We start from the raw sequence: 22,141 nt of genomic DNA, 5'->3' as shown, positions 1-22,141 counted from the left end.
ATGAGATCATATTATGATAGAGCTTGAAATAGGTCAAGAGGTCGAAATGGAATTCGGCGGCAAAGCTAAGGTGCTCAGCGTGATCGGCAGCGGTGGTCAGGGTATCGTTTACCTCGTCCGCTTCAACGGTCAGAAATGGGCTCTCAAATGGTATGACATCAATAAGATGAGCAAACCTGCCGCTTTCCGAAAGAACCTCCAGAACAATATAAACGACGGCCCCCCCAGCAATAAGTTCCTCTGGCCGAAATACCTCACAAAGGAAATGGAGGACGGTACATTCGGATATATCATGGAGCTCAAGCCCGAGGGCTTTGACTCATTCGTTGATATACTCAATACCTATAAGCTGGAGATCGACCCGCTTACAGGACGCGGTGTAAAGCGCCCTGTTAAATTCAATACTCTCAGCGCTATGGTGACCTGCGTCATCAATATCGTAAACGCTTTCAGACAGCTCCACCGTGCAGGTAAGAGCTATCAGGACCTTAACGACGGAGGCTTCTTTATCAATGTGAATACGGGAGCCGTTCTCGTCTGCGACTGTGATAACATCGCTCCTGACGGAAGCAACTTCGGTATCGGCGGTAAGCCCGGCTACATGGCGCCCGAGGTCGTAAGAGGCATAGCTCAGCCTAATGTCCAGACCGATAAGTACTCTCTCGCAGTAGTGCTCTTCAAGCTTCTCTTCAGAGGCGACCCCATGGAGGGCGAAAAGGTAGTACGCGATGTATGCCTTACAGAGTCCTCAGAGCTCAAGCACTACGGTCAGAACGCAGTTTTCGTGTACGACCCCGACGACGACTCTAACCGTCCCGTAAGAGGTATCCACGATAACATAATCAAATTCTGGAGAATATATCCGGATTATATAAAAGACGCCTTTATCCGTTCATTCACCACAGGCGTCAGCGATCCTACCAAGCGTATCATCGAGAACGAATGGCAGAAGCTGTTCATACGCCTCAGATCAGAGATCATTCAGTGCGGATGCGGAAGGACCAACTTCAGCTCTATGTTCATTCATCAGAATGAAAAGACCTTCAAGTGTCCGAAATGCGGAATGGAATTCGTTACCATCGGATTCAGCAACCGCGATTACCGCACCCCCCTTTATCTTGGCTGTAAATTCTATACCTGCGAGATACTCCCCGAATCCGACGACTTCACAGCCGTTGCGGGTGAGCTTGTTGAGAACAAGCTCAAGCAGGGCGTCCTCGGAATAAAGAATTGCTCCGACAGACAGTGGAAAGCCAAGATGCCCGACGGAAAGTTCTATGACATAGCTCCCGGAAAGGGATTCCCTGTTTGGCAGGGGCTTGAGATCGATTTTGGCGAAGTAAAAGCACAGATCTAACCTGCTTGGCCAAAGCAGTAATACTGAAAGGATGTATTAAATTATGAGCAATGAACGTGTTACAGAACCCGAAGTAAACAAGAACCTTGGATCTTCGGATAATTTCGATACAAAAGAAACTGTATCTACAGCTCCCGAGTCCGACAACAGCATTCTCGATTTTGACGACGATCCCCTCAGTGCTACAAGCGTTTCCAAAAAGAGCCTTGTAATATTCTTCCTCATCGATACGTCAGGAAGTATGAAGGGAAAGAAGATGGGCGAGCTCAATACCGTTATGGAAGAGCTTATCCCCGAGATACGCAGAGTCGGCGAAGCTGATACAGAAGTTAAGATCGCTGTTCTTACATTCTCTACAGAGGTAAGATGGATGTACTCCAATCCTATCCCGATAGAGGACTTTGAGTGGGCAAGACTCCGTGCAAGCGGCGTTACAAGTATGGGCGCAGCCTTCAAGGAGCTCAACCACAGAATGTCAAGAAACAGCTTCCTAAATTCACCCTCGCTTTCTTTCGCTCCCGTTATCTTCCTTATGACTGACGGTTATCCCTCAGACGACTACAAGGAAGGTCTCAGAGAGCTCCAGACCAACAGCTGGTATAAATTCGGACTTAAAGCCGCTCTCGGTATAGGTCAGGAAGCTAACGACAATATCCTCGCCGAGTTCACAGGCTCAAAGGATACGGTTGTTCACGCATATTCAGGCGGACAGCTGGCTCAGATGATCAAGATCATCGCCGTTACTTCTTCTCAGATCGGCAGTAAGAGTATGACTCTCTCTGACGATACAGGCCATGAGATCGGCGAAGAGGACGTTTTCGCTGCAAAGCAGAAGCTCCTCGGTCAGCAGATACAGGAACTCGTTACTACCCAGACAGACGGAGACGACGTGCCCTTCGATACAGGCTGGTAATATTTCAAAACTTCTGAGGAGGACTGAAAAATTATGTTCAACGGCTTCAGCCATTCGGTTATGGGCGCAAGTCACGAAAAGACCAATTTAGTTTGTCAGGACAGCTCTGCTTTTAAGGTGGGCGATCACTACGCTATAGCTGTAGTCGCAGACGGACACGGCAGCAAAAAGCATTTCAGAAGCCATATGGGCTCTAAATTCGCTGTTGAGGCTGCAATAGAGGCTATCGACAGATTCTATGAGGATCGCGAGGCTCTGGAAAAGAATCTTCCCGTCAACCATAAGCTCATCATAAAGAATATCGAAAAGCAGATCATCTCAAACTGGAATATGAAAGTCGAAAAGCATCTTGCCGACAACCCCGTTACCGATGAGGAGAAAAGTAAATTTACTCCCGAGGAATTTGAGGAAATTCTGCCCGAGTCTTACTACGGCTCTACACTCGTTGCCGCCGTTGCAGGAGATGATTATACATTCGGCGTACAGATCGGCGACGGAAGCCTCGTAGCTATCTTTGAGGACGGCAAGGCTGTTATGCCAATGGAATATAACGAATCCGCTCCTGCCAATGTTACCGCTTCTGTGTGCAACTCAAATGCTGCGGGCATGTTCAGCAGCTTCTATGCACCAAAGAAGAAGCTTATAGCTCTCTACGGTTCTACCGACGGACTCTATACGTCCTTCGGCAGCGAGTACGATTTTCTCGACTACCACACTATAATCACAAGTCAGCTTGCTAATCTTGACACTTTCAAGGAAGTTATCAAGAATAATCTGACTAAGCGTTCACGTTTCGGTACAGAGGACGATATATCCCTCTCGTGTATCTACAACGAGGAACTTCTGAATGAAAAGCTCGACCTTATCAAGAAAAAGGTCGAAGAAAACAAACAGGCAGCTGCCGACCGTAAGGCGGCTCTGCTCAATAAAAAAGTCTGACATAAGCCTTAATCTTCCTAAACGCATAGGCAGCGTTTAATAAATTAAGAAAAGTGGTGTTTTTTATGGAAATAGGTTCTTTCTACAACACAGCTAAGAATTTTGCGGAAACTCTAAAAGAAAAAAGACCTGAGCTTGTCAATTATGACGCTAACCTTTGTCTTATAATCGCCGATTCGGACGAGATCTATTCAGGAGTCTCCTCTGTATCCATAAACGAGGGCACAGTTGAAGATGTCCCCGCAGAAAAGATCGCAGTTATGTCCATTATTACTGCAAAGCATGTTATAGCTAAGCAGATGATCGTTATCTCTCTTGACGATTACAGCTATTTCAAGCCCGATGAAGAGGCTCTCGCTCTTCTGGTCAATTCAAGCGTTGACAACAGCAGCTGTAAGGTAGTGCTCTCTCCCGATGAGGAAGTAGTTGCTACTACTATAGTTCCTGCCGACTCTGCCCCTGATTTCCTCAGCGGCTACGACGAGGCAGAGCTTGGCGCTCCTGCTGACTTCGCAAGCGGTATCGATGTTGACGATACTAACCCATTCAACAGAGAATCAAGCAATCAGGACGCTGCAAACTCTCTCTATGAGAACACCGAGGCTGCTCAGCAGCAGGGTGCAAGCGGCTTCCCGAATGTTTACGCACAGCAGGGCTATCCTCAGCAGCAGGGCGGCTTCCCGCAGCAGCCGGGTTATCCCCAGCAGGGCGGTTTCCCGCAGCAGCAGCCGGGCTACCCCCAGCAGGGCGGCTATCCTCAGCAGCCGGGTTATCCCCAGCAGGGCGGCTTCCCGCAGCAGCCGGGCTATCCCCAGCAGGGCGGTTACCCACAGCAGGGCGGCTATCCCACACACGGCGGTTATCCCCAGCAGGGCGGCTATCCTCAGCCAAATGCCTATAACGGCGGTATGCCTAACTCAATGTATCAGCAGCAGGGCATGAATGCTGCTCCTTACAGACAGGGTTACTCAGGTCCTTCCGTTCACGGCGGCGGTATGAGAAGCGTTTATCAGCAGCCTCAGAGCGTTAGCGTTACTCTCACACAGAAGCCAAGCGGCGAGAGCGCTTTCAAGAAGAGACTCAGCAATTTCCTTGACGATGATGATGCAGATACAACAGGTGCAGCAGGCGGCGACGGAATGTCCAAGGAGGACATGCTCAAACAGGCTAAGGACAGAAAAAAAGTCGCAAAGGCTAACTTAAACTTTAAGAAAAAAATGTGAGATTGACCAATATCGCCATATTATTTTTATAAAGGTTTAGGTATTGCATTTTTTGTTTACATATGTTATAATATTTTTATCCGCTAAAGATAAACTTTTATCGGAAAATCAACTTTCACGGCATCTTCTGCGCAGCTGCGCAGTGTCGATATACTAATCCGCGTTAAGGAAAGGAATTGCTATGAATTATTTGCTTAATATTGATGAAGCGATAGACCGAAAGTTCCTTGTGACCAAGGCAATGAAAGGTCAAGCTGACATCGGCACCATTATCCATGTAATGGACGCTGAACAGCAGGGACAGGCTGTAATAGTCTACTACCGCGTCACAAGGTATAATGAAAAATTCCACGATTATCAGGATTATACGGCTAAGTTTGAAAATCTTGCCGCATTCTGCAAATGGGCTCAGCCCGATAACTTTATCGCTCGTAATTACGAGTGCTTCAGTATCAGAGATATTCAGCACTATATAAAGATCAAGAACAGAAACTTTGCTTCTTTCTGTCTCCCGATCATACTTGTTGCTGCAATAATCATATGGATAGTTGCTCTGTTCGTAGTTAAGGGCGTTGTCGGAATCGTTATGGGCGCAGTCCTTACACTGGTGGTTATTGTCGGAGCATTCTCACTTCTGAAAATGCAGAAGAAAAAAGAAAAAATGCGATTGTACCGTAAGGTCAGCGCAGGCTGGGGCGTAGTTTTTGAATAACTTCCCCGCCAGACGCAAAATGCTTCATCACTAAAAAAACGTTACAATGCGCGTTCCTTCTTTATCAATAATGTAATAAGAAATCCCCTTGGATATCAAGGGGATTTTTTATGTCTTTAATTAAGCTCGGTTATTATCTACCACAGCCTGAACCTGAAATGCCCCATGAACCCACAGGGAATAAATACAGATAAGAGATTTATTTTTATCCATACCCAATTCCTCTTCTGATTTTTCATTTCATTTGTTCAGACTATGGCCGATACTATATTGTACTACTGTTGAAGCCATAAGTCAAGTATTTTTTTGCGAATATATTTCATATCGAGCTTTTTTTGAAACAAAAAGCTCCGCCTAAGCGGAGTTTTTGGGGAGAAATAAGTCCGAAAAGAGGAGAATCGGACTTTTTATTTTTTGAGCCGTACTCCGTTTGTACAGGGAAGGGACGGAATACTGCCCATGAAGATTGCATTTTTATCTTGCGTTCAGTTCAAGATCCTTGTAGGCATCGAGCCAGATGTTCCTGCCCGGCTCGGACTTGCCGCATCTTTCTCTGCTCTCGGGATCAAAAACACTTGTGAACGCGGACAGCTTATTCAGGAAGCTGTCATTGTACTTTTTAAGCATTGAGTCAAGGTTGTTCTTCCACTCGCTGAAGCGCTTGCTGTCGTACCTCTCCTTTTCATAGAGGCGGAACACCTCTACCCGGGGATTGTATACGATATCCACATTGTTCTTCATCATGCGGTAGCCGAACTCCCAGTCATCTATCTCCTCGCCTTTGTAGTTCTCTTCAAAGCCGCCGAAGCGCTTTATGCACTCCATAGGTACAGAGAGGTTCGATGTTTTGGTGAATATCATCTTGTACTTTACCTTGTCGAAGTCATAGCTGTAGGGCTCAAGCATTTCAAGGCGGATATCCTTTATGTAGTAATAGTTCTTCTGCTTGTCAAGACCGTATCTCTCGGGCTCTGTGAGCCAATAGCGTATGCCGTTTCTGAAAAGCTCCCTGTTGTCGTAATAGCTTCTGTCACTGCCCTCAAAGACCTGCTTTGTGAGACCGAACTGCATAACGGGCTTGTCTGATTTCTTATAGCCGTTATAATGTCCCGAAACGAAGTACTGAGGAACCATCTCATCGCCGTTCAGGAAGATGATAAGCTCACCCGATGCTCTTTGAAGTCCCAGATTCTTAGCCTGACCTACACCGCCGTCAGGTGAACTCAGACAAACTGTGCTGACCTTTGCGCCGTGCTCGTTTATATATCTCTCGAGCCCATTATTGCCGCCGCGATTCACGAAAATGAGTTCATACTCGCTCTCGTCAAAATCCTGGTTTTCCAATGATTCAAATAATCTTACAGTTCTGTCTGACCGACTTGAATACGGGATAATAATACTGCATTTCATGTTTTCTCTGAATTCTCCTTTTGAGATTCCCATTTCCATCTATCGCGGTATCTGTGCCTAAAAAAACAGTTCCGCACTTCTGATAGTATTATACATCAACTATAGGTTATATTTCAAGAAAAAATCGCAATTCGTATTATTTTTCTTTGTATTGCATATATCCTGACTCTATATTTTGCTCTGTTTATATAAATTACACATATATCACAACAAAAAAGGACGGGCTGATGTAGGCATCAGCCCCTACTAATAACGGGATTCCAAAGGGAGTATACTCCCTTTGGTCAGGTCAAGGGTTACTCCCCACAGGGTGGGGAGATGTCGCAATGCGACAGAGGGGACGGACCCGATTAGGGGGACAGCCCTTGCAGGGTGTGGGGCAGAGCCCCACAGTTACAAAGCGCTCCTAACTGGAGCGACGACCCTCTGTCAGCTCCGCTGACATCTCCCTGTACTACAGGGAGTAACCGCAAGGGTGAATTAAAAAAACAGTCCAGTGGACTGTTTTTTTAAGAGGGACGCCCTGCAAGTAAGGGCGTCCCTAATAAGGCTCGGCATAATTAAAGTTCGTCACGCTGCGTCTTACTGTCTACAAGTATTGCAGGGATATTTAATTTGCCAAAGCTGTCACGCTGATAGAGATGCTCCTTGTGCTCGTTTACCTCCTCGACAGTTACCTCCCCCTCGTTGAGAGCCACAAGCAGTCCGTCATCGGACATGTTAAGTATGGTATTTGTGTCAAGCTCGTCAAGATATCCCGACTCATACATCTCGATATTATACCTTGCGATAAGAGCCTCGGGACGTGAAAAGCAGAGTATGGCAAACATCACTGTGAACATTATTGAGAAATGCTTGGCAAACTGCATATCATAGCGGAACTGCTTAACTATTATCATCACAAAGGTAAATGCAAGAAGCACCATGAACCAGCTTGTGTAGACTCTCAGCTCCGTAAGACCGTAGTTGTCTATGTACATTACCATTTTGCTGATAGCTGTAGCTATAAGGATAATGGTGAAAATGCTTATTGTTACGCTGTAGAATTTCAGCGCCTTTGTCTTTTCCCTGCCTGTCTTTTTGGAGAAAAGGCTCATAAAGCAGAGAACTCCGAGATTGATAAGAGCTACTGCAAAGAGCTCGAAGAAGCCCTGCCTTGCGTAGTCGGCATAGGTATAGCCTTCGGGAAGACTATTTGTGAATGCGGAGAGGAAGTAGCTCGCCTGTGAGATGAAAAACATCACGTAGAGTATGCATATGGGAGTTACTGCCGTGTAGACGATAAGATTGCTGACAAAGCGGATATTGAACAGCCTCTGCTTGCAGCGGTTCTCGTCAAGGACGGCAAGACCGTTGAGGTGAGTATTTGTGTAGAACATTCCGAAGAGATACAGCGAACAGGGTATAGCCAGACACAGCTGCAATATGATATTCCATATCTCTTCGCTGAATATGCGCTCTGCTATGCCTGAGAGCATGCGCTGCAGACCGTCGTCTGCGGACATGAGGAGAGCTGCTACAACAGCCGTCAGGGGCACTGTGAGAACAAGTCCTGTTATGATGTACTTTGCATTTGAGCCTGCCTTGGAGTTTGACAGAGAGTCAGAGGTTATGGCTGCCTGCTTACCGAAATTGGAGAAGGGGTACTCGAACAGAGCCTTGCATAAGGCATAGGGCATGAAGCGTTCAACGTTCTTGTTGTCTGCGCCTATGGAGTAGACCAGATACGCACCTGCTCCGAAAAGGAACAGTGCGTCCAGAGTCTTGATGAAGTTATTTGCGGTTATGGAGAAAACGATACTGAATATATAAAGCACTCCCGTCAGCACCTTGTTGAACTTTGAGAAGCTGCACTCCTTTTTTCTCAGGTAGACTATTGCCGCGGTAATAATAGCGATGTAAAGCCCTGTTGTGATGAAGCCCATTGCGTGGAACACAACGTATCTCATAAAGCAGAACGCTGCTATGAATACGAATACGGAAAGAACTACCTCAGCCTTAGAGTATACGGGCTTTTCCTTGACCTTGGCTGTGACAGGCCGCGGTATATATGGTGTCTGCGGTCCGTAAATATTGTTATTCATGGTGTATCCTCCTTAATAGCTCTTGCTTTTATACAAGATCACATTATATTTTCCGTTTCCTTGTTTTTTCATTGCCTTGTATATCAGCCTCAGGCACATTTGGCTTTTTATTATCAAGGTCATTCATAGTGCTGCTCCTCTTTTTCCTTTTTTCTGCCCTTGAAGTAGACTGCTGCCGCCATTATAAGCAGAAACGGTACGAAAAACATGAACGTCATAAATGCGCTGGCGGCATAGATCGTATTGCTGTCAGAAGCCTCAATATCAGCACTGCATATTGCCGTAACTATCACTGCCTGTATCACAGCCGCTATGGAATAGGGTATGTGAGGCTTTACGGTGGTGATTATTGATGCAGCCAGATAGCATATTGCTATCATTGCCACATAAATACCCAAAATAGAAGTCATGGGAATAAACAGCGTAACAAGAGCTGCTGCCAGCCATATAAGTGTTCTTTTCCAGCTTACTTTCATATCATACACCCGCTATCAGAAAATAGTCTATACCGTACATCATAAGCATGACCTGAGAAATTCTGTACACGATCATTATAACTTCCACGGACTTGGGATTTACCTCGTCCCTGTAGTACATACGCTTAACGGTCAGCGGCAGAAGAGCTGTTACAAAGGCAACTACTCCTGCAATATTCAGCCATGGAGCTCCACCCCAGCAAAGTGTGGTGCAGATGAGAAAATTCAGCACGCAAAGTGCAATATCAATACCGTATGTGCATCTGAGCTCACGCTTTACAGCAATATTCTTTTTCATAACAGCGCCTCCTTTTACATATTATAAATATCTGCATAGTATGCTTAGCATTTGCCGCAGTACCGAACTTATGCGGTATATCCGTTTGTCTCAGCTGTATCTTATCATCTGTATCACAAAGAAAACTGCACATACAACTCCGAAAATGAATAATACCGCGACTGCTCTTTTCAATATTTTCATTATCATAGTTCAGCCCTTACTCTCTTTTGTATTCAAGTATATCTCCCGGCTGGCAGTCAAGCTCGTCGCATATCCTTTCCAGAGTTGAGAAGCGGACTGCCTTTGCCTTGCCTGTTTTCAGTATAGAGAGATTGGCGGTAGTGATACCCACCTTTTCCGCAAGATCCTGAGAGGATATTTTTCTCTTTGCCATCATTACATCAAGATTTACAATAATCGGCATGAAAAACACCTCCCGTTATATAGTAAAGTCGTTTTCCGACTTTATCTCTACTGCCTTTTCAAATACGTTTTTGAGGACTCTCATAATGAGTCCGAACATTACTGCGCACATTCCGAAGAATGCGAATATGGAGCTCCACAGACCGAACAGCATGAGAACTGCTCCCACGCCCATGCAAATCCATGATATCCACCTGAGACAAGCGGTGTTCTTTGGAATGAACACCTGGTCCTTACTGATATTTTTCAGCAGGATATGCAGGTTCCACAATGCAAGAAGTGCAAGTACATCACAGATATAAAGCGTCACGCACATGGGAAGAAACATTGTATCTCTTGAGAAAACGCTCTCGGCTTCAAAAGCCATTTCGTACCTGTACCAGTCTGCAATGGTGGGGATAAAGAATGCTACGAACACAGCTGCAAAGGCTGCCACAACAGTCAGTATCCGCGATAAAAAAAGTGATTTGTCCTTGTTCCACATAATAAATGCTCCTTTATATTTATTCATCGCCATATGTCGTAATTAAGGCTATCAATATATGACGGAGTATCAATATTCTTTCCTATGGTATCCTCTGCCCTTAAAAATATGGGCTGATCCATAAAGCCCTCGGTGTTTATCTCTGCAAGATAATTAACGTCCTTATCAGCAGTAAGGACATATACCCTCGTATTTTTGTCAGCGACGCCGTCCTGAACTATATAACCGAGACACTCACCCACATCGTCGCCTTTAAGTGTCTTGTCCAATGTTCCGTAAGGGATATAAAGCCTGTCGTTATACTTTATGGCGCTGTATGTATCGTTCTTATCTACAGGAGAAACAAAGGTCTGAGTGCTGAATTTTATAGGTTCATCGGGCAGTTCGTAGTTTATACCGTTTCCGCAGCCCCATGCCATAAATACAGTCAAACCAATGACAGCTACAAGCAATAAACGCTTCATGTTACCACCTCCGCGGTATCATATTTCTTACTGTGACTATAGTATAACACATAAAATATCATTTGTCAATAGAAAATTATCGTTTTTCAATAATTTTTTCTGTTTCTCAAAGCAGGTGTTTTTTGCGCAAAAAGTAAGTTCATACCATGAAAGGGATTCCAAAGGGACTGTGTTCCTTTGGCAGAGTCCAGAGGCAGCGCCTCTGGTGGGGTTCGGGGCAAAGCTTAACCAACCCGTCCCCTCTGTCAACGAAGTTGACATCTCCCCATTTTATGGGGAGTCACCCCGATTACGTCAGGCGCTCCGCAAAGGGTGAATTGAAAAACAGTCCGGTGGACTGTTTTTCAAGAGGGAACGCCCTGCAAGAGAGGGCGTTCCTTAATGAAATTGAGTATTGGACAAAAAAAACAGCCATAAAGGATAGCTCCTTATGGCTGTTCACTCATACTGTATATCTGTGTATCAATGCGCTTCGTCCCGACATGGGGTCCTTGTTCTTCACGCCGCAGACTATTGCCTCGATAAGCTCGGGCTGAGTCTGTGTAAGAGTTCGGCGGTCGAAAAGTCCGAAACCGTGCTTGCCGTTGTAGCCGTTATCCCAGTAAACGGGAGTTATGCCGTTCTGCGCCGCTGTACCTGCCACAAAGCCGTCGTAGTAGGCGCGGTTCTCGGCTATCCTGTCGGGGAGCTCCTCGTGTGTTCTGTCTATGCAGCCGAACTCGCCCATTACAACAGGTATGCCCTTGTCTATGTACTTCCTCTTCAGCTTTGAGAACTGAGCCTTTATGTGCTCCTCGTCGCCCCATTCTGCCATATTGCAGGGATCGGCGTGGCTGAGCTCGATTATCTCCTGTCCCTTTTCGCCCCAGAGAAATATCTTCTTGTGGTCGTCGCCGCAGTAGTCCCACGGGTCGTAGCAGTGAACAGACAGTATCAGCCTGTTCTCGTCGGCAGTACTCATGCTGTCATCGGGCAGATGAAAGCCGTAGCCGCCGCAGGTATAGTTTATGTCCGTGTTCCAGCCTGCTATAAGCAGCCAGCGGTGAGTGTTGTTCCCCCCTGTACTGCGGACAGTATTCACGAATATCTGGGCGTAGTCGTTGATATTCTCATAGTATTCGGGTACGGGCTCGTGGTATACACCGTCAAAGACCTCGTTCATGTTCTCGAATATGAGGTGCTCATCGTAATCGGCGAAGCGCTCTGCTATCTGGCGCCATACCGCCGCGTATTTTTCCTTGATAAAGATCTGATCGTCTCCGTCACAGAGAAGCCAGCTGCCGTTGATAGTATGGTAGCCGTCGCCGTGGATATTGATAATAACAAAAAGTCCCCTGTTGTAGCAGTAATCCACTACCTCAGCAATGCGCTCCAGCCATTGTGTATCTATCTTGAAGCCGTTGCTGTCGTCTATTTTGTTAAGATACGAAATGGGTATGCGGACTGTTCCGAAGCCTGCATCTGCAACGGCATCAACCATTTCCTGAGAAGCCCTTGGGTTGCCCCATACAGTTTCGTTCGGCTCTCCGTCGAAATTGGCTTCGAGGGTATTTCCGTAATTCCACCCTGCTCCCATTTTCTCTGCAATATCCGCAGCTGAGACCTTATAATCCCCATGGCCGTTCTTTCTCATCTCTCGGTCTCCTTCCTTAGCTGCATAATTGTTACATATATTATATCACGGTATATCGCATCATTTCAACTGTCTTGTGCACAAAAGAGATTATATGCAATAAAGATGTTGCATTATTGACCATAGCTTGACAACAGCTCTGAGGTACTGTATAATCAATAAAAAAGGGAGTATCCGTATGAATAATATTTCTGTCGCAAACGAGACTATAAAAATAACCGCCGAGGGCTTTTACGAGGTGGGCGGAAAACGTATAGATCTGCCGAAAAATGACTTCACAGCCGTTGAGATATGGTCCCCCGAAAGAGGGTCGGAGCTTGTGAAAACAACCGCTGTACCCGAGGGAGATATGTGCAGCATCACAGTTACCACCGAGGACTCCTTTGCTGCCGCAAGCCGCTTTGACAATGTGTGCTTTGCCATATACGGCAAGGAGGACGGACGGAATTACCTGAGCTTTAAAAAGACTTTTGGAACATAAAATGTAGGGGCGCTGTTCAAGCGCCCCTAAGTGATCAGTAATTTGTAGGAGCTGGCGTCCTCGACAGCCCTTTGTAGGGGCGCCCTTTGGGCGCCCGCAGTTTTCTATGAAATTTAGACGGGCTGCCTTTGGCAGCCCCTACATTCGGTTCATTATGTTTTTATCGTGACCTGCGGGACGTCGAGTGACTCCCTGCTGTGCAGGGAGTCACCGCCCCTACTTATTCAACGGTCAGCATAACAGGGCAATGGTCGCTGCCCATGATATCCGTGAGTATCTCCGAGTTCTTCACGCGCTCCATAAGGCGCTCCGACACCACGAAATAGTCTATACGCCAGCCTGCGTTCTTTTCGCGTGCCTTGAAGCGGTACGACCACCACGAATACGTAACCGTATCGGGATAGAGCCTGCGGAAGGTATCCGCAAAGCCTGCTCCTAAAAGCTCCGTGAACTTGCCGCGCTCCTCGTCTGAGAAGCCTGCGTTGCCGCGGTTGGTCTTGGGATTTTTCAGGTCTATCTCCTCATGAGCTACATTGAGGTCGCCGCAGTAGATAACGGGCTTCTTTTTGTCGAGCTCCGAGAGATAAGCCCTCATGTCGTCCTCGAACTCCATGCGGTAGTCGATACGCTTCAGACCGTCCTGTGCGTTGGGAACATAGCAGCACACGAAGTAGAAGTCCTCGTACTCGCAGGTGATGACGCGCCCCTCGTCAAGGTGAGTGCCGTTTATGCCGTATGTAACGGACAGGGGCTCGGTCTTGCTGAATACAGCCGTTCCCGAGTAGCCTTTCTTTACGGCGCTGTGAAAGTATATGTGGTAGCCCTCGGGCGTGAAGTCCGCCTGATCGGGCTGCATTTTTGTTTCCTGCAAGCAGAATATATCAGCGTCCGCAGCCTTGAAGAAGTCCTCAAAGCCCTTTTGCAGGCAGGCGCGGAAGCCGTTGACGTTCCATGATATGAGCTTCATTGTTATACCTCCGAAAAAATTTCTCCGCAGCCATACCGACTGCGGAGACTTTCTTATATTATAACATATAATCTATAAAATAGCAACTTTCAGATGTTCTTTTATTCATTCTGTATTTTGTATATATTTGTCCAGTATCTCGCAGAGCCTCTCTTTGTCGTTTTCGTTTATGAGCTTGTATGCGCACATAGGTGTATCTCCGCTCTGCGGGTAGATGTAGCCGTTTCGGCTAATAACAGCTCCTGCAACATAGAAATCTCTGTATATATCCTTTTCATCGGTATTGCAGCTATACCATTTAAGATTTGAAAGCTCATTTCTCAGTAGATCATAATCGGTAACAACACACACTTTACTCTTATCATCTTGTCCGTCAGTGGTATGGAATGTTGCCATATCGCCCTTGTATTCTTCATTAAACGCATCAAGTATCTCTCTCCTTGAAGCGACTTTGCCATAATCATCGAGTACTATATGCGTGTCAAGGATGCTTCTGAAAAATTCAAGATCACTTTCGTTTTTAAGCTTGATAACAGCATTATATTTACTGCCGCTATCAGGATATATATAACCGTTTCGGCTTATTTTAACTCCTGCAACATAGTTGTAGTAGTCATTGAACTCCTCATTTTCATCTCTTGAGCCTATGGATACCACCCATTCAAGATCAGAGAGCTCATTTTTAAGACCGTCAACGTCATTTACGATACATTTCCTGTTTTCTGTGATCTGTCCGTTGAAGAAGCTATACAGAACAGAACCATCGGTATAATTATCATCAAACATATCAAGCACATATTGCTTTGAAAGGGTAACATTATCAAATTCAGTAATTGCGGAGAGATGCTTTTTTAGAACAGCTCTGAATGCTTCAAGATCGCTGTCGTTTTTCAGTTTGTAATTATTCTCCATATCGTCAACGTAGATCTGCATATAGCCGTCAACATTAATTGTAAAGCCCAGATAATAGAAATCAACATCACCTGACGGTATACCTGCTCTTTCCCATTCAAACTCCCAGAGCTCGTCCCTGAAGCCGCTGCGGTCGCCGACAATACAATCTATGGGCTCGTTTGAGTTTGCAGGATAGTAATAAGCTTTGCCGTCGTTATAGTTGTCAAAGCCTTTTTGGAGAGCTGTCATCATTTCTGTCTTTGAAACTGTGTTGATACGCTCAAGCATTTCATCGTCAACATACATCTCAAGAATATCATTGAGCACCTTTTCGCCGTTGCTGAAGCAGTGATAGGTAGTCCTTTTTTCTGCGGTATCTGTCATTGTATAACAGCCGTTATTATAAAGCGTGAAAGAATAGCTTTCTTCATCGTAAAGTCTTACCTTTCCGCTGTCACCTGCCTGCTCGATCTTAGCTTTAAGTTCTTCATCGCACTTTTTTTCGTAGAAATATATGGTTATACTTCTTCCTGTTTCATCAAAATCCTCTTGGTCTATCTCGTTATCCATATTGAACTGATCCATGTAGCTTATGAACGGTTCAATATCCAAGCCTGTACTGCGAAACTTTACGTCTGAATCCTGCTTAAAAACCATGTCACCATGGTACAGTTCTTTTTCTGCTTTAAGCTTGCTGAATATGGAAGTTGTTTCTTCTGTTGTTTCTTCTGTTTTTATTTCTGATATATCAGAACTTTCTTTTGTTATTCTATTGGTATTTGCAAGGTGATATGCTCCGCCGCCCACAGCTCCGCATACAAGTACGAATGCTGCTGCCATAGCCGCAAATCTGCCCCAGCTGTGTTTTGCTGTGATGACCTCTGTACCGCTTACGCTGTCCTCATACTCTGTCACCTCTATGCTTGGAGAGCTGAGCTTTTCCTGCATACGCTTGCGGAAATCATCGCTGCACTTTATCTTTTTCAGAAGCTCGTCATACTCATTAGGTCTCATAAACATAGCCCTCCTTTTCAAGCTCTGTTTTCAGTTTCTTTCTTCCGCGCTGCAAAAGCGAGCTGACCGTATTCTCGTTCTTTCCGAGAAGTGAAGCTATCTCCTTTACGGTGTACTCCTCATAGTAGTAGAGGAATATCACCGATGAATATTTTTCGGGGAGCTTCGCTATCATCTCTCTTATCTCGTTGTCTCTCGGTGTGAACTCGCAGCTGAGAGTGTTTGCAAGCTCGTCGTCAAGGGGAGAATTTCTTATAATACGGGCACTTTTTCTCAGGTTTTTGCAGCGGTTAATGGCTGACCGAAGCAGCCATGCTTTCATGTGTTCATCGGACTCAAATTCCTGCGGCTTAGCATGGAGAGTCAGAAAGACCTCCTGAGTGATGTCCTCTGCTTCGGGGTAGCTTCCCGTCATAGCAAAGGCAGTCCGCAGGACCGTATCGCCGAATTTATTGAATGCGTACAGCGCTGAATTGTCATTCATGGTAATTCCTCCTTTCCGTGGAAGCGTCGCTTCACTAATATATACAATCAAGGAAATGATTTCCGTGCAGTTTCCAAAAAAAATTGTAGGGAACGCCGCCCTCGGCGTTCCGCAAATAACCCATAAATTATAAAGTGACGTCGAGTGACTCCCTGCTGTGCAGGGAGATGTCCATAGGACAGAGGGTACGTGCAGCTGTTAGCTGCGCCGTCCCCTACATTTCGGGCGGATAATATCCGCCCCTACAATAATAAAGCCCACTGATTTTCACATCAGTGAGCTTTTTTCATCAAAGTGTAAACAGTTCTACCAAAGCTGCTTCATCACGAAGTCCCACAGCCTGCTTTACTATCTTTCCGTCCTTTAATACCACAAGCATGGGTATGCTCTCAACTCTGAATGCCGATGCAAGCTCGGGCTGCTCGTCAACGTTGACCTTGCCTACCTTTACCTTGCCTGCGTACTTATCTGCAACAAGCTCGACAATGGGTCCCATTGCCATGCAGGGTCCGCACCACATTGCCCAGAAATCAAGAAGAACAGGTGTATCCTTGTACAGCAGAACTTCTTTCTGGAAGTTTTCCTTTGTGATAACTACTTCTTTCATATTTAACCTCCTATTATAGCTCTTTTTCGTAAAGGCGGTCTGTATCTCCGCCTGCGGCGGGGATAAACCGCATATTAGTCTTCAAGCGACTTATAATAAAGCATACAGTGGCAGAAGCCCTCGAAATTCGGGTCTGCTATCTGGTCACGGAACTCCTTGCACATACACTTGTTTTCGGGAGTCTTTGCCAGTCTGCACGGACAGTAGCCGTCCTTTAATTTAAGTCCCTCTTTGATTCTGTCAACAACTTCTTTGTCGGGATTGAGCGTTACTTTCATATTCAGTCCCTCCCTGACTTTTTTATTTCATCAGCTCGTCTGCAAGAGCCTCTATCTCAGCTATATTTGCAGCCTTTACAGCTGACTTGATAGATACCGTAGTATCTGTGAATGTGATGTTCTTGGACTTCTCAAACATTGCCTTAACGGTCTTTGCAGCAAGAGGAGCCCAGCTTCCGTTCTCAATGATGCCGATAGTGCGATTCTGGTAGTTTCTCTCGGTAAGGTCGAGAATGAAGTGCTTCATGAACGGGAAAATATCAGCGTTATAGGTAGTTGTAGCGATAACAAGCTTTCCGTAGCGGAATGCATCCTCAACGGACTCAGCCATATCCTCTCTTGCAAGGTCTGCAATAGCTACCTTTGGGCAGCCCTTTGCTTCAAGCTTTTCTTTCAGAAGCTCCGCAGCCTTCTTGGTATTGCCGTAAACAGATGTGTAAGCAATGAATATGCCCTCGGACTCTACGCCGTAGCTTGACCATGTGTTGTAAAGTCCAAGATAGTAGCCCAGGTTCTCTTTGAGTATGGGTCCGTGGAGCGGACAAATAGTCTGTATATCAAGTGCTCCTGCTTTTTTGAGAACGCCCTGAACCTGTGCGCCGTACTTGCCTACGATACCGAAGTAATAACGGCGAGCCTCGCAAGCCCAGTCCTCCTCAGCGTCAAGAGCTCCGAACTTGCCGAATGCGTCTGCTGAGAAGAGCACCTTGTCTGTGCTGTCGTATGTGAACATTACCTCAGGCCAGTGTACCATAGGAGCGAACACGAATGAGAGCTCGTGCCTGCCGAGTGAGAGCTTCTCCCCTTCCTTGACTTCCAGCTTGTTAGCAATTGTGAGTCCCTCGAAGAAGTTATCAATCATAGTGAATGTCTTAGAGTTGCCTACGATAGTTGTCTCGGGGTACTTTTCAAGGAACTTCTTGATATTTGCGGAGTGGTCGGGCTCCATGTGCTGAACTATAAGATAGTCAGGCTTGCGGTCTGCAAGAACTTCTGTTATATTGTCAAGCCACTGGTCAGTGAAGTTTCCGTCAACTGTATCGAATATTGCGGTCTTTTCATCAACGATGATATATGAATTATAAGCCATGCCGTTGGGCACGTCGTACTGTCCCTCAAAGAGGTCGATATCATGGTCGTTTACGCCGATATAGTAAATGTCGTTAGTTATGTTATTCATTGGAAATTACCTCTTTTCAATTATTATGCGAATATTCCGCATCATGTGATAATTATACCATAAATTCAGGCTATTGAAAAGTGGCATTTGCAACAAATTTAAAGATTTTTCTTATATTATATCATATAAGCGAAGCGTTATGATATAATTGCCCGATATGCAGGGAGCAAATCTCTGATTTGCGTATCTGCAAGGGCTTAAAAATCAATTATAATGAATGCTTTGCATTCATTATGCCGCACAATGCCGATAATATTCCTGCCCGGAACTGATTATAATGAATCAAACTGCGCATAATAATATCGAGACCAAAATGAAAAGAGTGATAAAATGATAAGCTTTATTTTAGGTTCATTATTTGGCGGGCGGAGTGCCTCCGCTCCCGTCATACGCTATTCAAGTAAAGGAGAATATTATGCTTAATTTTCTATTAGGTAGTATGTTTGGTGGGGCAGCTGGCGTTGTAACGATGTGCCTCTGTACAGCGGCAAAGTGGGGCGACGAGCATTTGGATAGCCATTAGTTTGTAGGGAACGCCGCCCTCGGCGTTCCGCGAGCCGTTAGCTTGTAGGGGCTGCCTTTGGCAGCCCGTGTCTTACGAAATAACTTTAATTGCATAAGAAAATTGCGGGCGCCCAAAGAGCGCCCCTACACAAGCAAAAAGGGCGGCAAATGCCGCCCTTGATCTCTATTCGATAATTACTTTTTCTCAGGGACTTTGATAAGCTCCTTGCGCATATAAGGCTGGAGTGCCTTTGGTATGCGGATAGAACCGTCCTCGTTGAGGTTGTTTTCAAGGAATGCGATGAGCATTCTCGGAGGTGCAACAACTGTATTGTTCAGTGTGTGTGCGAAATACTTGCTTCCGTCAGCAGCCTTTACTCTGATGCCGAGACGTCTTGCCTGTGCATCGCCAAGGTTAGAGCAGCTTCCTACCTCGAAGTACTTCTTCTGACGTGGTGACCAAGCCTCAACGTCGATAGACTTGACTTTAAGGTCTGCAAGGTCTCCCGAGCAGCATTCAAGAGTACGAACAGGTATATCAAGTGTGCGGAAGAACTCAACTGTATAGCTGTAGAGCTTGTGGAACCAGTCCATAGACTCCTCGGGCTTACATACGACTACCATTTCCTGCTTCTCGAACTGGTGGATACGGTATACACCGCGCTCCTCGATACCGTGAGCGCCTACCTCCTTACGGAAGCATGGTGAATAGCTTGTGAGAGTCTTTGGAAGCTCCTCCTCTGGAACTATAGTGTCAATGAACTTGCCTATCATAGAGTGCTCGGAGGTACCGATAAGGTAGAGGTCCTCCCCTTCTATCTTGTACATCATGCCTTCCATTTCAGCGAAGCTCATAACGCCTGTAACAACGTTGCTTCTTATCATGAACGGCGGTATATAATATGTGAAGCCCTTGTCTATCATGAAGTCTCTTGCGTAAGAGAGTATGCAGCTCTGGAGCTGTGCAATGTCTCCGCAGAGATAGTAAAAGCCGTTACCGCTGGTCTTACGTGCGCTGTCGATGTCGATACCGTTGACCTTTTCCATAATGTCAACGTGGTAAGGAACCTCAAATGCAGGAACAGCAGGCTCGCCGAAGCGCTCAACCTCAACGTTCTCAGTATCGTCCTTTCCTATCGGTACAGTCTCGTCGATTATATTAGGGATAACCAGCATAATCTCGCGGATATCAGCTTCAAGCTTTACTTCAAGCTGCTCCTTTTCCTCAAGCTCCTTGCCGAGAGCGGAGACCTCAGCCTTTACCTTTTCAGCCTCGTCCTTCTGACCGTTCTTCATCAGACCGCCGATCTCTTTGCTCTTTACGTTACGTGTATTTCTCAGGTTATCGCAGGCAAGCTTGGTCTCTCTGTACTGCTTGTCCAGTTCAATTACCTTGTCAACCAATTCAAGCTTGTCGTCCTGAAACTTCTTCTTGATGTTCTCTTTAACCAGCTCGGGGTTGGTTCTTATAAGCTTAATGTCTATCATATTTATTCTCCTTAGTCCTCTTTTGCAAGCTTTTCAGCCAAAGCTGCGAGGTCATTTTTATCATAAAATTCAAGTATAAGTGCTCCCTTGTTCTTGCCGTAGTCCACCTTGACCTTTCTGCCCAGGCGCTCGTTAAGGGAGAGCTCCATTTCCTTGAAATAGTTGTCTATCTTCTTGTTTGAAGCAGCCGCAGCAGCTTCTTCCTTATGCTCTGCGGACTTCTGTGCAGCCTTTTCCACCTGACGGACTGTGAGACCGCCGTCAGCCGCTTTCAGAGCCGTTGCAATAAGCATTTCCTCATCCTCAAAGCCCAGCAGAGCCCTTGCATGACCTGCTGAGATATCGCCGTTTTCAAGCATTTTAAGCACTCTCTCGGGAAGTGAGAGAAGTCTCACAGCATTTGCAACAGCGGAACGGGAGCGTCCCACCATTTTTGCCACCTTTTCCTGAGTCATGCCGTACTTGTCGATGAGCTCCGCATAGCCTGCCGCTTCTTCAACGGGGTTGAGGTTCTCACGCTGAAGATTTTCGATAACAGCTATCTGCATCGTCTCCAGATCAGAGAGCTCGCGGATATTTACGGGAACCTCATCGAGTCCTGCCATTCTTGCCGCACGCCATCTTCTCTCACCTGCTACTATCTGATAGCCGCCCGTGCTTATAGGACGTACAAGGATAGGCTGGAGCATGCCGTGCTCGCGTATGGAATCCGCAAGAGCTGTTATGGTCTCATCGGTGAACGCCTTACGGGGCTGATCACGATTCGGCTCTATTTCAGATATGCGCAGGGTCTTCTTCACCTGTACCTCGTTGCTGTTATCACTGAACAGCGAATCGAAGCCTGCGCCTAAACCGCCTTTTGCCATATTTTATCCTCGTTCATTACTTAGAACGTTTTCCTTTCCTGTTTTTCTTGAAAGAGAAGATCTTCTTCTTTTTCGGAAGTTCCAGCGGTTCGCCTAATATTTCGTGGCAGACAAGCTCGTAGGACTCGGAGCCCTTTGACGCTTTATCATAGTACATTACAGGCTTGCCGTGACTGGGAGCCTCGGAAATACGGACATTACGCGGAACCTTTGTCTTGAATACCTTGTTCGGAAAGTATTTCTCAACCTCAGCCACAACGTCGTTAGCAACATTAAGTCTTCCGTCGAACATTGTAAAGAGGATTCCCTCGATTTCCAGAGCAGGATTATAATTATTTTTAACTATTTTTATAGTATTCACAAGCTGAGAAAGTCCTTCAAGGGCATAAAATTCTGCAAGCATAGGTACTATAATACTGTCGCAGGCAACAAGTCCGTTGATAGTCAGTGTACCAAGTGCAGGAGGACAATCTATAAGGATATAGTCATAATCGTCCTTGCAGGTAAGGATCTGCATTTTAAGCCTGTTTATTCTGTTCTCATACTCGACCAGCTCTATCTCACAGCCTGCGAGAGCTTCTGTAGCAGGCAGTATGGATACATTCTGGAACTCCGTCGGGATAATAGCTTCCTGTATGCGCGTTTTTCCTGTGATAACGTCATAAGTGGAGGCGCTGACAGACTTTTTCTTTATACCGAAGCCTGTAGTAGTATTACCCTGCGGATCAGAGTCCACGCAGAGAACTTTGAAGTCTCTTGAACCAAGATAAGCAGCTATGTTTATAACTGTGGTAGTTTTTCCGACGCCGCCCTTCTGGTTAGCAACAGCAATTATTTTGCCCATACTATCTTCCTTTCAGATTTACTTCTAATATTATATCACTTTTTTCTTATAATGTAAATATGAAACAGAGATTTTTATAAAAAAATGTTTCACATGAAACAATTTAAAGCTTATATGCTTCAAAATATGTTTCACG

General features: G+C 45.8%; 24 protein-coding genes. 7 read left to right on the top strand and 17 right to left on the bottom strand.

Annotation, left to right across the window (positions count from 1 at the left end; genetic code table 11):
• The first annotated feature begins 13 nt into the window (after positions 1-13).
• The 5 genes from N774_RS0110995 to N774_RS0110975 all read left to right on the top strand — a co-directional run bounded on the left by N774_RS0110995 (position 14) and on the right by N774_RS0110975 (position 5,144).
• A complete protein-coding gene (locus N774_RS0110995) occupies positions 14-1,357 on the top strand; it encodes a protein kinase domain-containing protein (RefSeq protein ID WP_024861300.1) in 1,344 nt (447 codons plus the stop codon).
• A 43-nt stretch (positions 1,358-1,400) separates the two neighbouring features.
• Positions 1,401-2,270, top strand: coding sequence for a vWA domain-containing protein (locus N774_RS0110990; protein WP_024861299.1), 870 nt, complete (start codon positions 1,401-1,403; stop codon positions 2,268-2,270).
• Positions 2,271-2,303: 33 nt separating this feature from the next.
• A complete protein-coding gene (locus tag N774_RS0110985) occupies positions 2,304-3,209 on the top strand; it encodes a PP2C family serine/threonine-protein phosphatase (protein ID WP_196231549.1) in 906 nt (301 codons plus the stop codon).
• Positions 3,210-3,274: 65 nt separating this feature from the next.
• On the top strand, positions 3,275-4,432 hold the full coding sequence (locus tag N774_RS19485; RefSeq protein ID WP_024861297.1) for a hypothetical protein: 1,158 nt from the start codon (positions 3,275-3,277) through the stop codon (positions 4,430-4,432).
• Positions 4,433-4,613: 181 nt separating this feature from the next.
• Positions 4,614-5,144: a hypothetical protein gene (locus N774_RS0110975; RefSeq protein WP_024861296.1), complete on the top strand. Its 531-nt coding sequence runs from the start codon at positions 4,614-4,616 to the stop codon at positions 5,142-5,144.
• Positions 5,145-5,618: 474 nt separating this feature from the next.
• Here the strand turns inward: N774_RS0110975 and N774_RS0110970 are convergent, their stop codons facing one another.
• The 8 genes from N774_RS0110970 to N774_RS0110930 all read right to left on the bottom strand — a co-directional run bounded on the left by N774_RS0110970 (position 5,619) and on the right by N774_RS0110930 (position 12,398).
• Positions 5,619-6,554, bottom strand: a complete 936-nt coding sequence (locus N774_RS0110970) for a glycosyltransferase family 2 protein (protein ID WP_024861295.1) — start codon at positions 6,552-6,554, stop codon at positions 5,619-5,621.
• Positions 6,555-7,114: 560 nt separating this feature from the next.
• Complete coding sequence (locus N774_RS0110965; protein WP_024861294.1) at positions 7,115-8,638, bottom strand: DUF4153 domain-containing protein; 1,524 nt, start codon at positions 8,636-8,638, stop codon at positions 7,115-7,117.
• Positions 8,639-8,757: 119 nt separating this feature from the next.
• The gene (locus N774_RS0110955; RefSeq protein WP_024861293.1) at positions 8,758-9,114 is read right to left on the bottom strand and encodes a hypothetical protein; all 357 of its coding nucleotides are present in this window, start codon (positions 9,112-9,114) and stop codon (positions 8,758-8,760) included.
• Between the two features lies 1 nt (position 9,115).
• A complete protein-coding gene (locus N774_RS0110950; RefSeq protein ID WP_024861292.1) occupies positions 9,116-9,412 on the bottom strand; it encodes a hypothetical protein in 297 nt (98 codons plus the stop codon).
• A 199-nt stretch (positions 9,413-9,611) separates the two neighbouring features.
• On the bottom strand, positions 9,612-9,818 hold the full coding sequence (locus tag N774_RS0110945; protein ID WP_024861291.1) for a helix-turn-helix domain-containing protein: 207 nt from the start codon (positions 9,816-9,818) through the stop codon (positions 9,612-9,614).
• A 15-nt stretch (positions 9,819-9,833) separates the two neighbouring features.
• Entirely contained in the window at positions 9,834-10,301 is a 468-nt protein-coding gene (locus N774_RS0110940) for a DUF2975 domain-containing protein (protein WP_024861290.1), read from the bottom strand.
• A gap of 23 nt (positions 10,302-10,324) precedes the next feature.
• Positions 10,325-10,765 carry a hypothetical protein gene (locus N774_RS0110935; protein ID WP_024861289.1) on the bottom strand — a complete coding sequence of 147 codons (441 nt, stop codon included), beginning with the start codon at positions 10,763-10,765 and terminating at the stop codon, positions 10,325-10,327.
• A 442-nt stretch (positions 10,766-11,207) separates the two neighbouring features.
• On the bottom strand, positions 11,208-12,398 hold the full coding sequence (locus N774_RS0110930; RefSeq protein WP_024861288.1) for a glycoside hydrolase family 5 protein: 1,191 nt from the start codon (positions 12,396-12,398) through the stop codon (positions 11,208-11,210).
• 178 nt (positions 12,399-12,576) lie between these two features.
• Between N774_RS0110930 and N774_RS0110925 the strand changes: the two genes are divergently transcribed.
• Entirely contained in the window at positions 12,577-12,879 is a 303-nt protein-coding gene (locus N774_RS0110925; protein ID WP_024861287.1) for a hypothetical protein, read from the top strand.
• A 220-nt stretch (positions 12,880-13,099) separates the two neighbouring features.
• On the opposite strand, the gene N774_RS0110920 is transcribed toward N774_RS0110925, so the two are convergent.
• The 6 genes from N774_RS0110920 to N774_RS0110895 form a co-directional block, all read right to left on the bottom strand.
• Complete coding sequence (locus N774_RS0110920) at positions 13,100-13,846, bottom strand: exodeoxyribonuclease III (protein WP_024861286.1); 747 nt, start codon at positions 13,844-13,846, stop codon at positions 13,100-13,102.
• A gap of 105 nt (positions 13,847-13,951) precedes the next feature.
• Positions 13,952-15,754, bottom strand: coding sequence for a hypothetical protein (locus tag N774_RS0110915; protein WP_024861285.1), 1,803 nt, complete (start codon positions 15,752-15,754; stop codon positions 13,952-13,954).
• Positions 15,744-16,238: an RNA polymerase sigma factor gene (locus N774_RS0110910; protein WP_024861284.1), complete on the bottom strand. Its 495-nt coding sequence runs from the start codon at positions 16,236-16,238 to the stop codon at positions 15,744-15,746. Before N774_RS0110910 ends, N774_RS0110915 begins: the two co-directional genes overlap by 11 nt.
• A 289-nt stretch (positions 16,239-16,527) precedes the next feature.
• Positions 16,528-16,890 carry a thioredoxin gene (gene trxA, locus N774_RS0110905; protein WP_278245170.1) on the bottom strand — a complete coding sequence of 121 codons (363 nt, stop codon included), beginning with the start codon at positions 16,888-16,890 and terminating at the stop codon, positions 16,528-16,530.
• 29 nt (positions 16,891-16,919) lie between these two features.
• A complete protein-coding gene (locus N774_RS0110900; RefSeq protein ID WP_019679741.1) occupies positions 16,920-17,123 on the bottom strand; it encodes a ferredoxin-thioredoxin reductase catalytic domain-containing protein in 204 nt (67 codons plus the stop codon).
• 22 nt (positions 17,124-17,145) lie between these two features.
• Positions 17,146-18,303 carry an FprA family A-type flavoprotein gene (locus tag N774_RS0110895; RefSeq protein ID WP_024861282.1) on the bottom strand — a complete coding sequence of 386 codons (1,158 nt, stop codon included), beginning with the start codon at positions 18,301-18,303 and terminating at the stop codon, positions 17,146-17,148.
• Positions 18,304-18,718: 415 nt separating this feature from the next.
• On the opposite strand from N774_RS0110895, the gene N774_RS19980 reads away from it, so the two are divergent.
• Complete coding sequence (locus N774_RS19980) at positions 18,719-18,826, top strand: DUF3789 domain-containing protein (protein ID WP_080770480.1); 108 nt, start codon at positions 18,719-18,721, stop codon at positions 18,824-18,826.
• 176 nt (positions 18,827-19,002) lie between these two features.
• Here the strand turns inward: N774_RS19980 and serS are convergent, their stop codons facing one another.
• From serS to N774_RS0110875, 3 genes are read right to left on the bottom strand one after another with little or no spacing between them, the layout of a single operon-like run.
• Entirely contained in the window at positions 19,003-20,295 is a 1,293-nt protein-coding gene (serS, locus tag N774_RS0110885; RefSeq protein WP_024861281.1) for a serine--tRNA ligase, read from the bottom strand.
• A gap of 11 nt (positions 20,296-20,306) precedes the next feature.
• Positions 20,307-21,161 carry a ParB/RepB/Spo0J family partition protein gene (locus tag N774_RS0110880; RefSeq protein WP_024861280.1) on the bottom strand — a complete coding sequence of 285 codons (855 nt, stop codon included), beginning with the start codon at positions 21,159-21,161 and terminating at the stop codon, positions 20,307-20,309.
• Between the two features lie 16 nt (positions 21,162-21,177).
• On the bottom strand, positions 21,178-22,005 hold the full coding sequence (locus N774_RS0110875) for a ParA family protein (protein WP_024861279.1): 828 nt from the start codon (positions 22,003-22,005) through the stop codon (positions 21,178-21,180).
• Positions 22,006-22,141: the final 136 nt, after the last annotated feature.

The organism is Ruminococcus flavefaciens AE3010, from assembly GCF_000526795.1.
GTDB classification, from domain to species: domain Bacteria; phylum Bacillota; class Clostridia; order Oscillospirales; family Ruminococcaceae; genus Ruminococcus; species Ruminococcus flavefaciens_D.
Note: the sequence above shows the minus strand (reverse complement) of the source record. Positions and strands in the feature narration are given on the sequence as shown.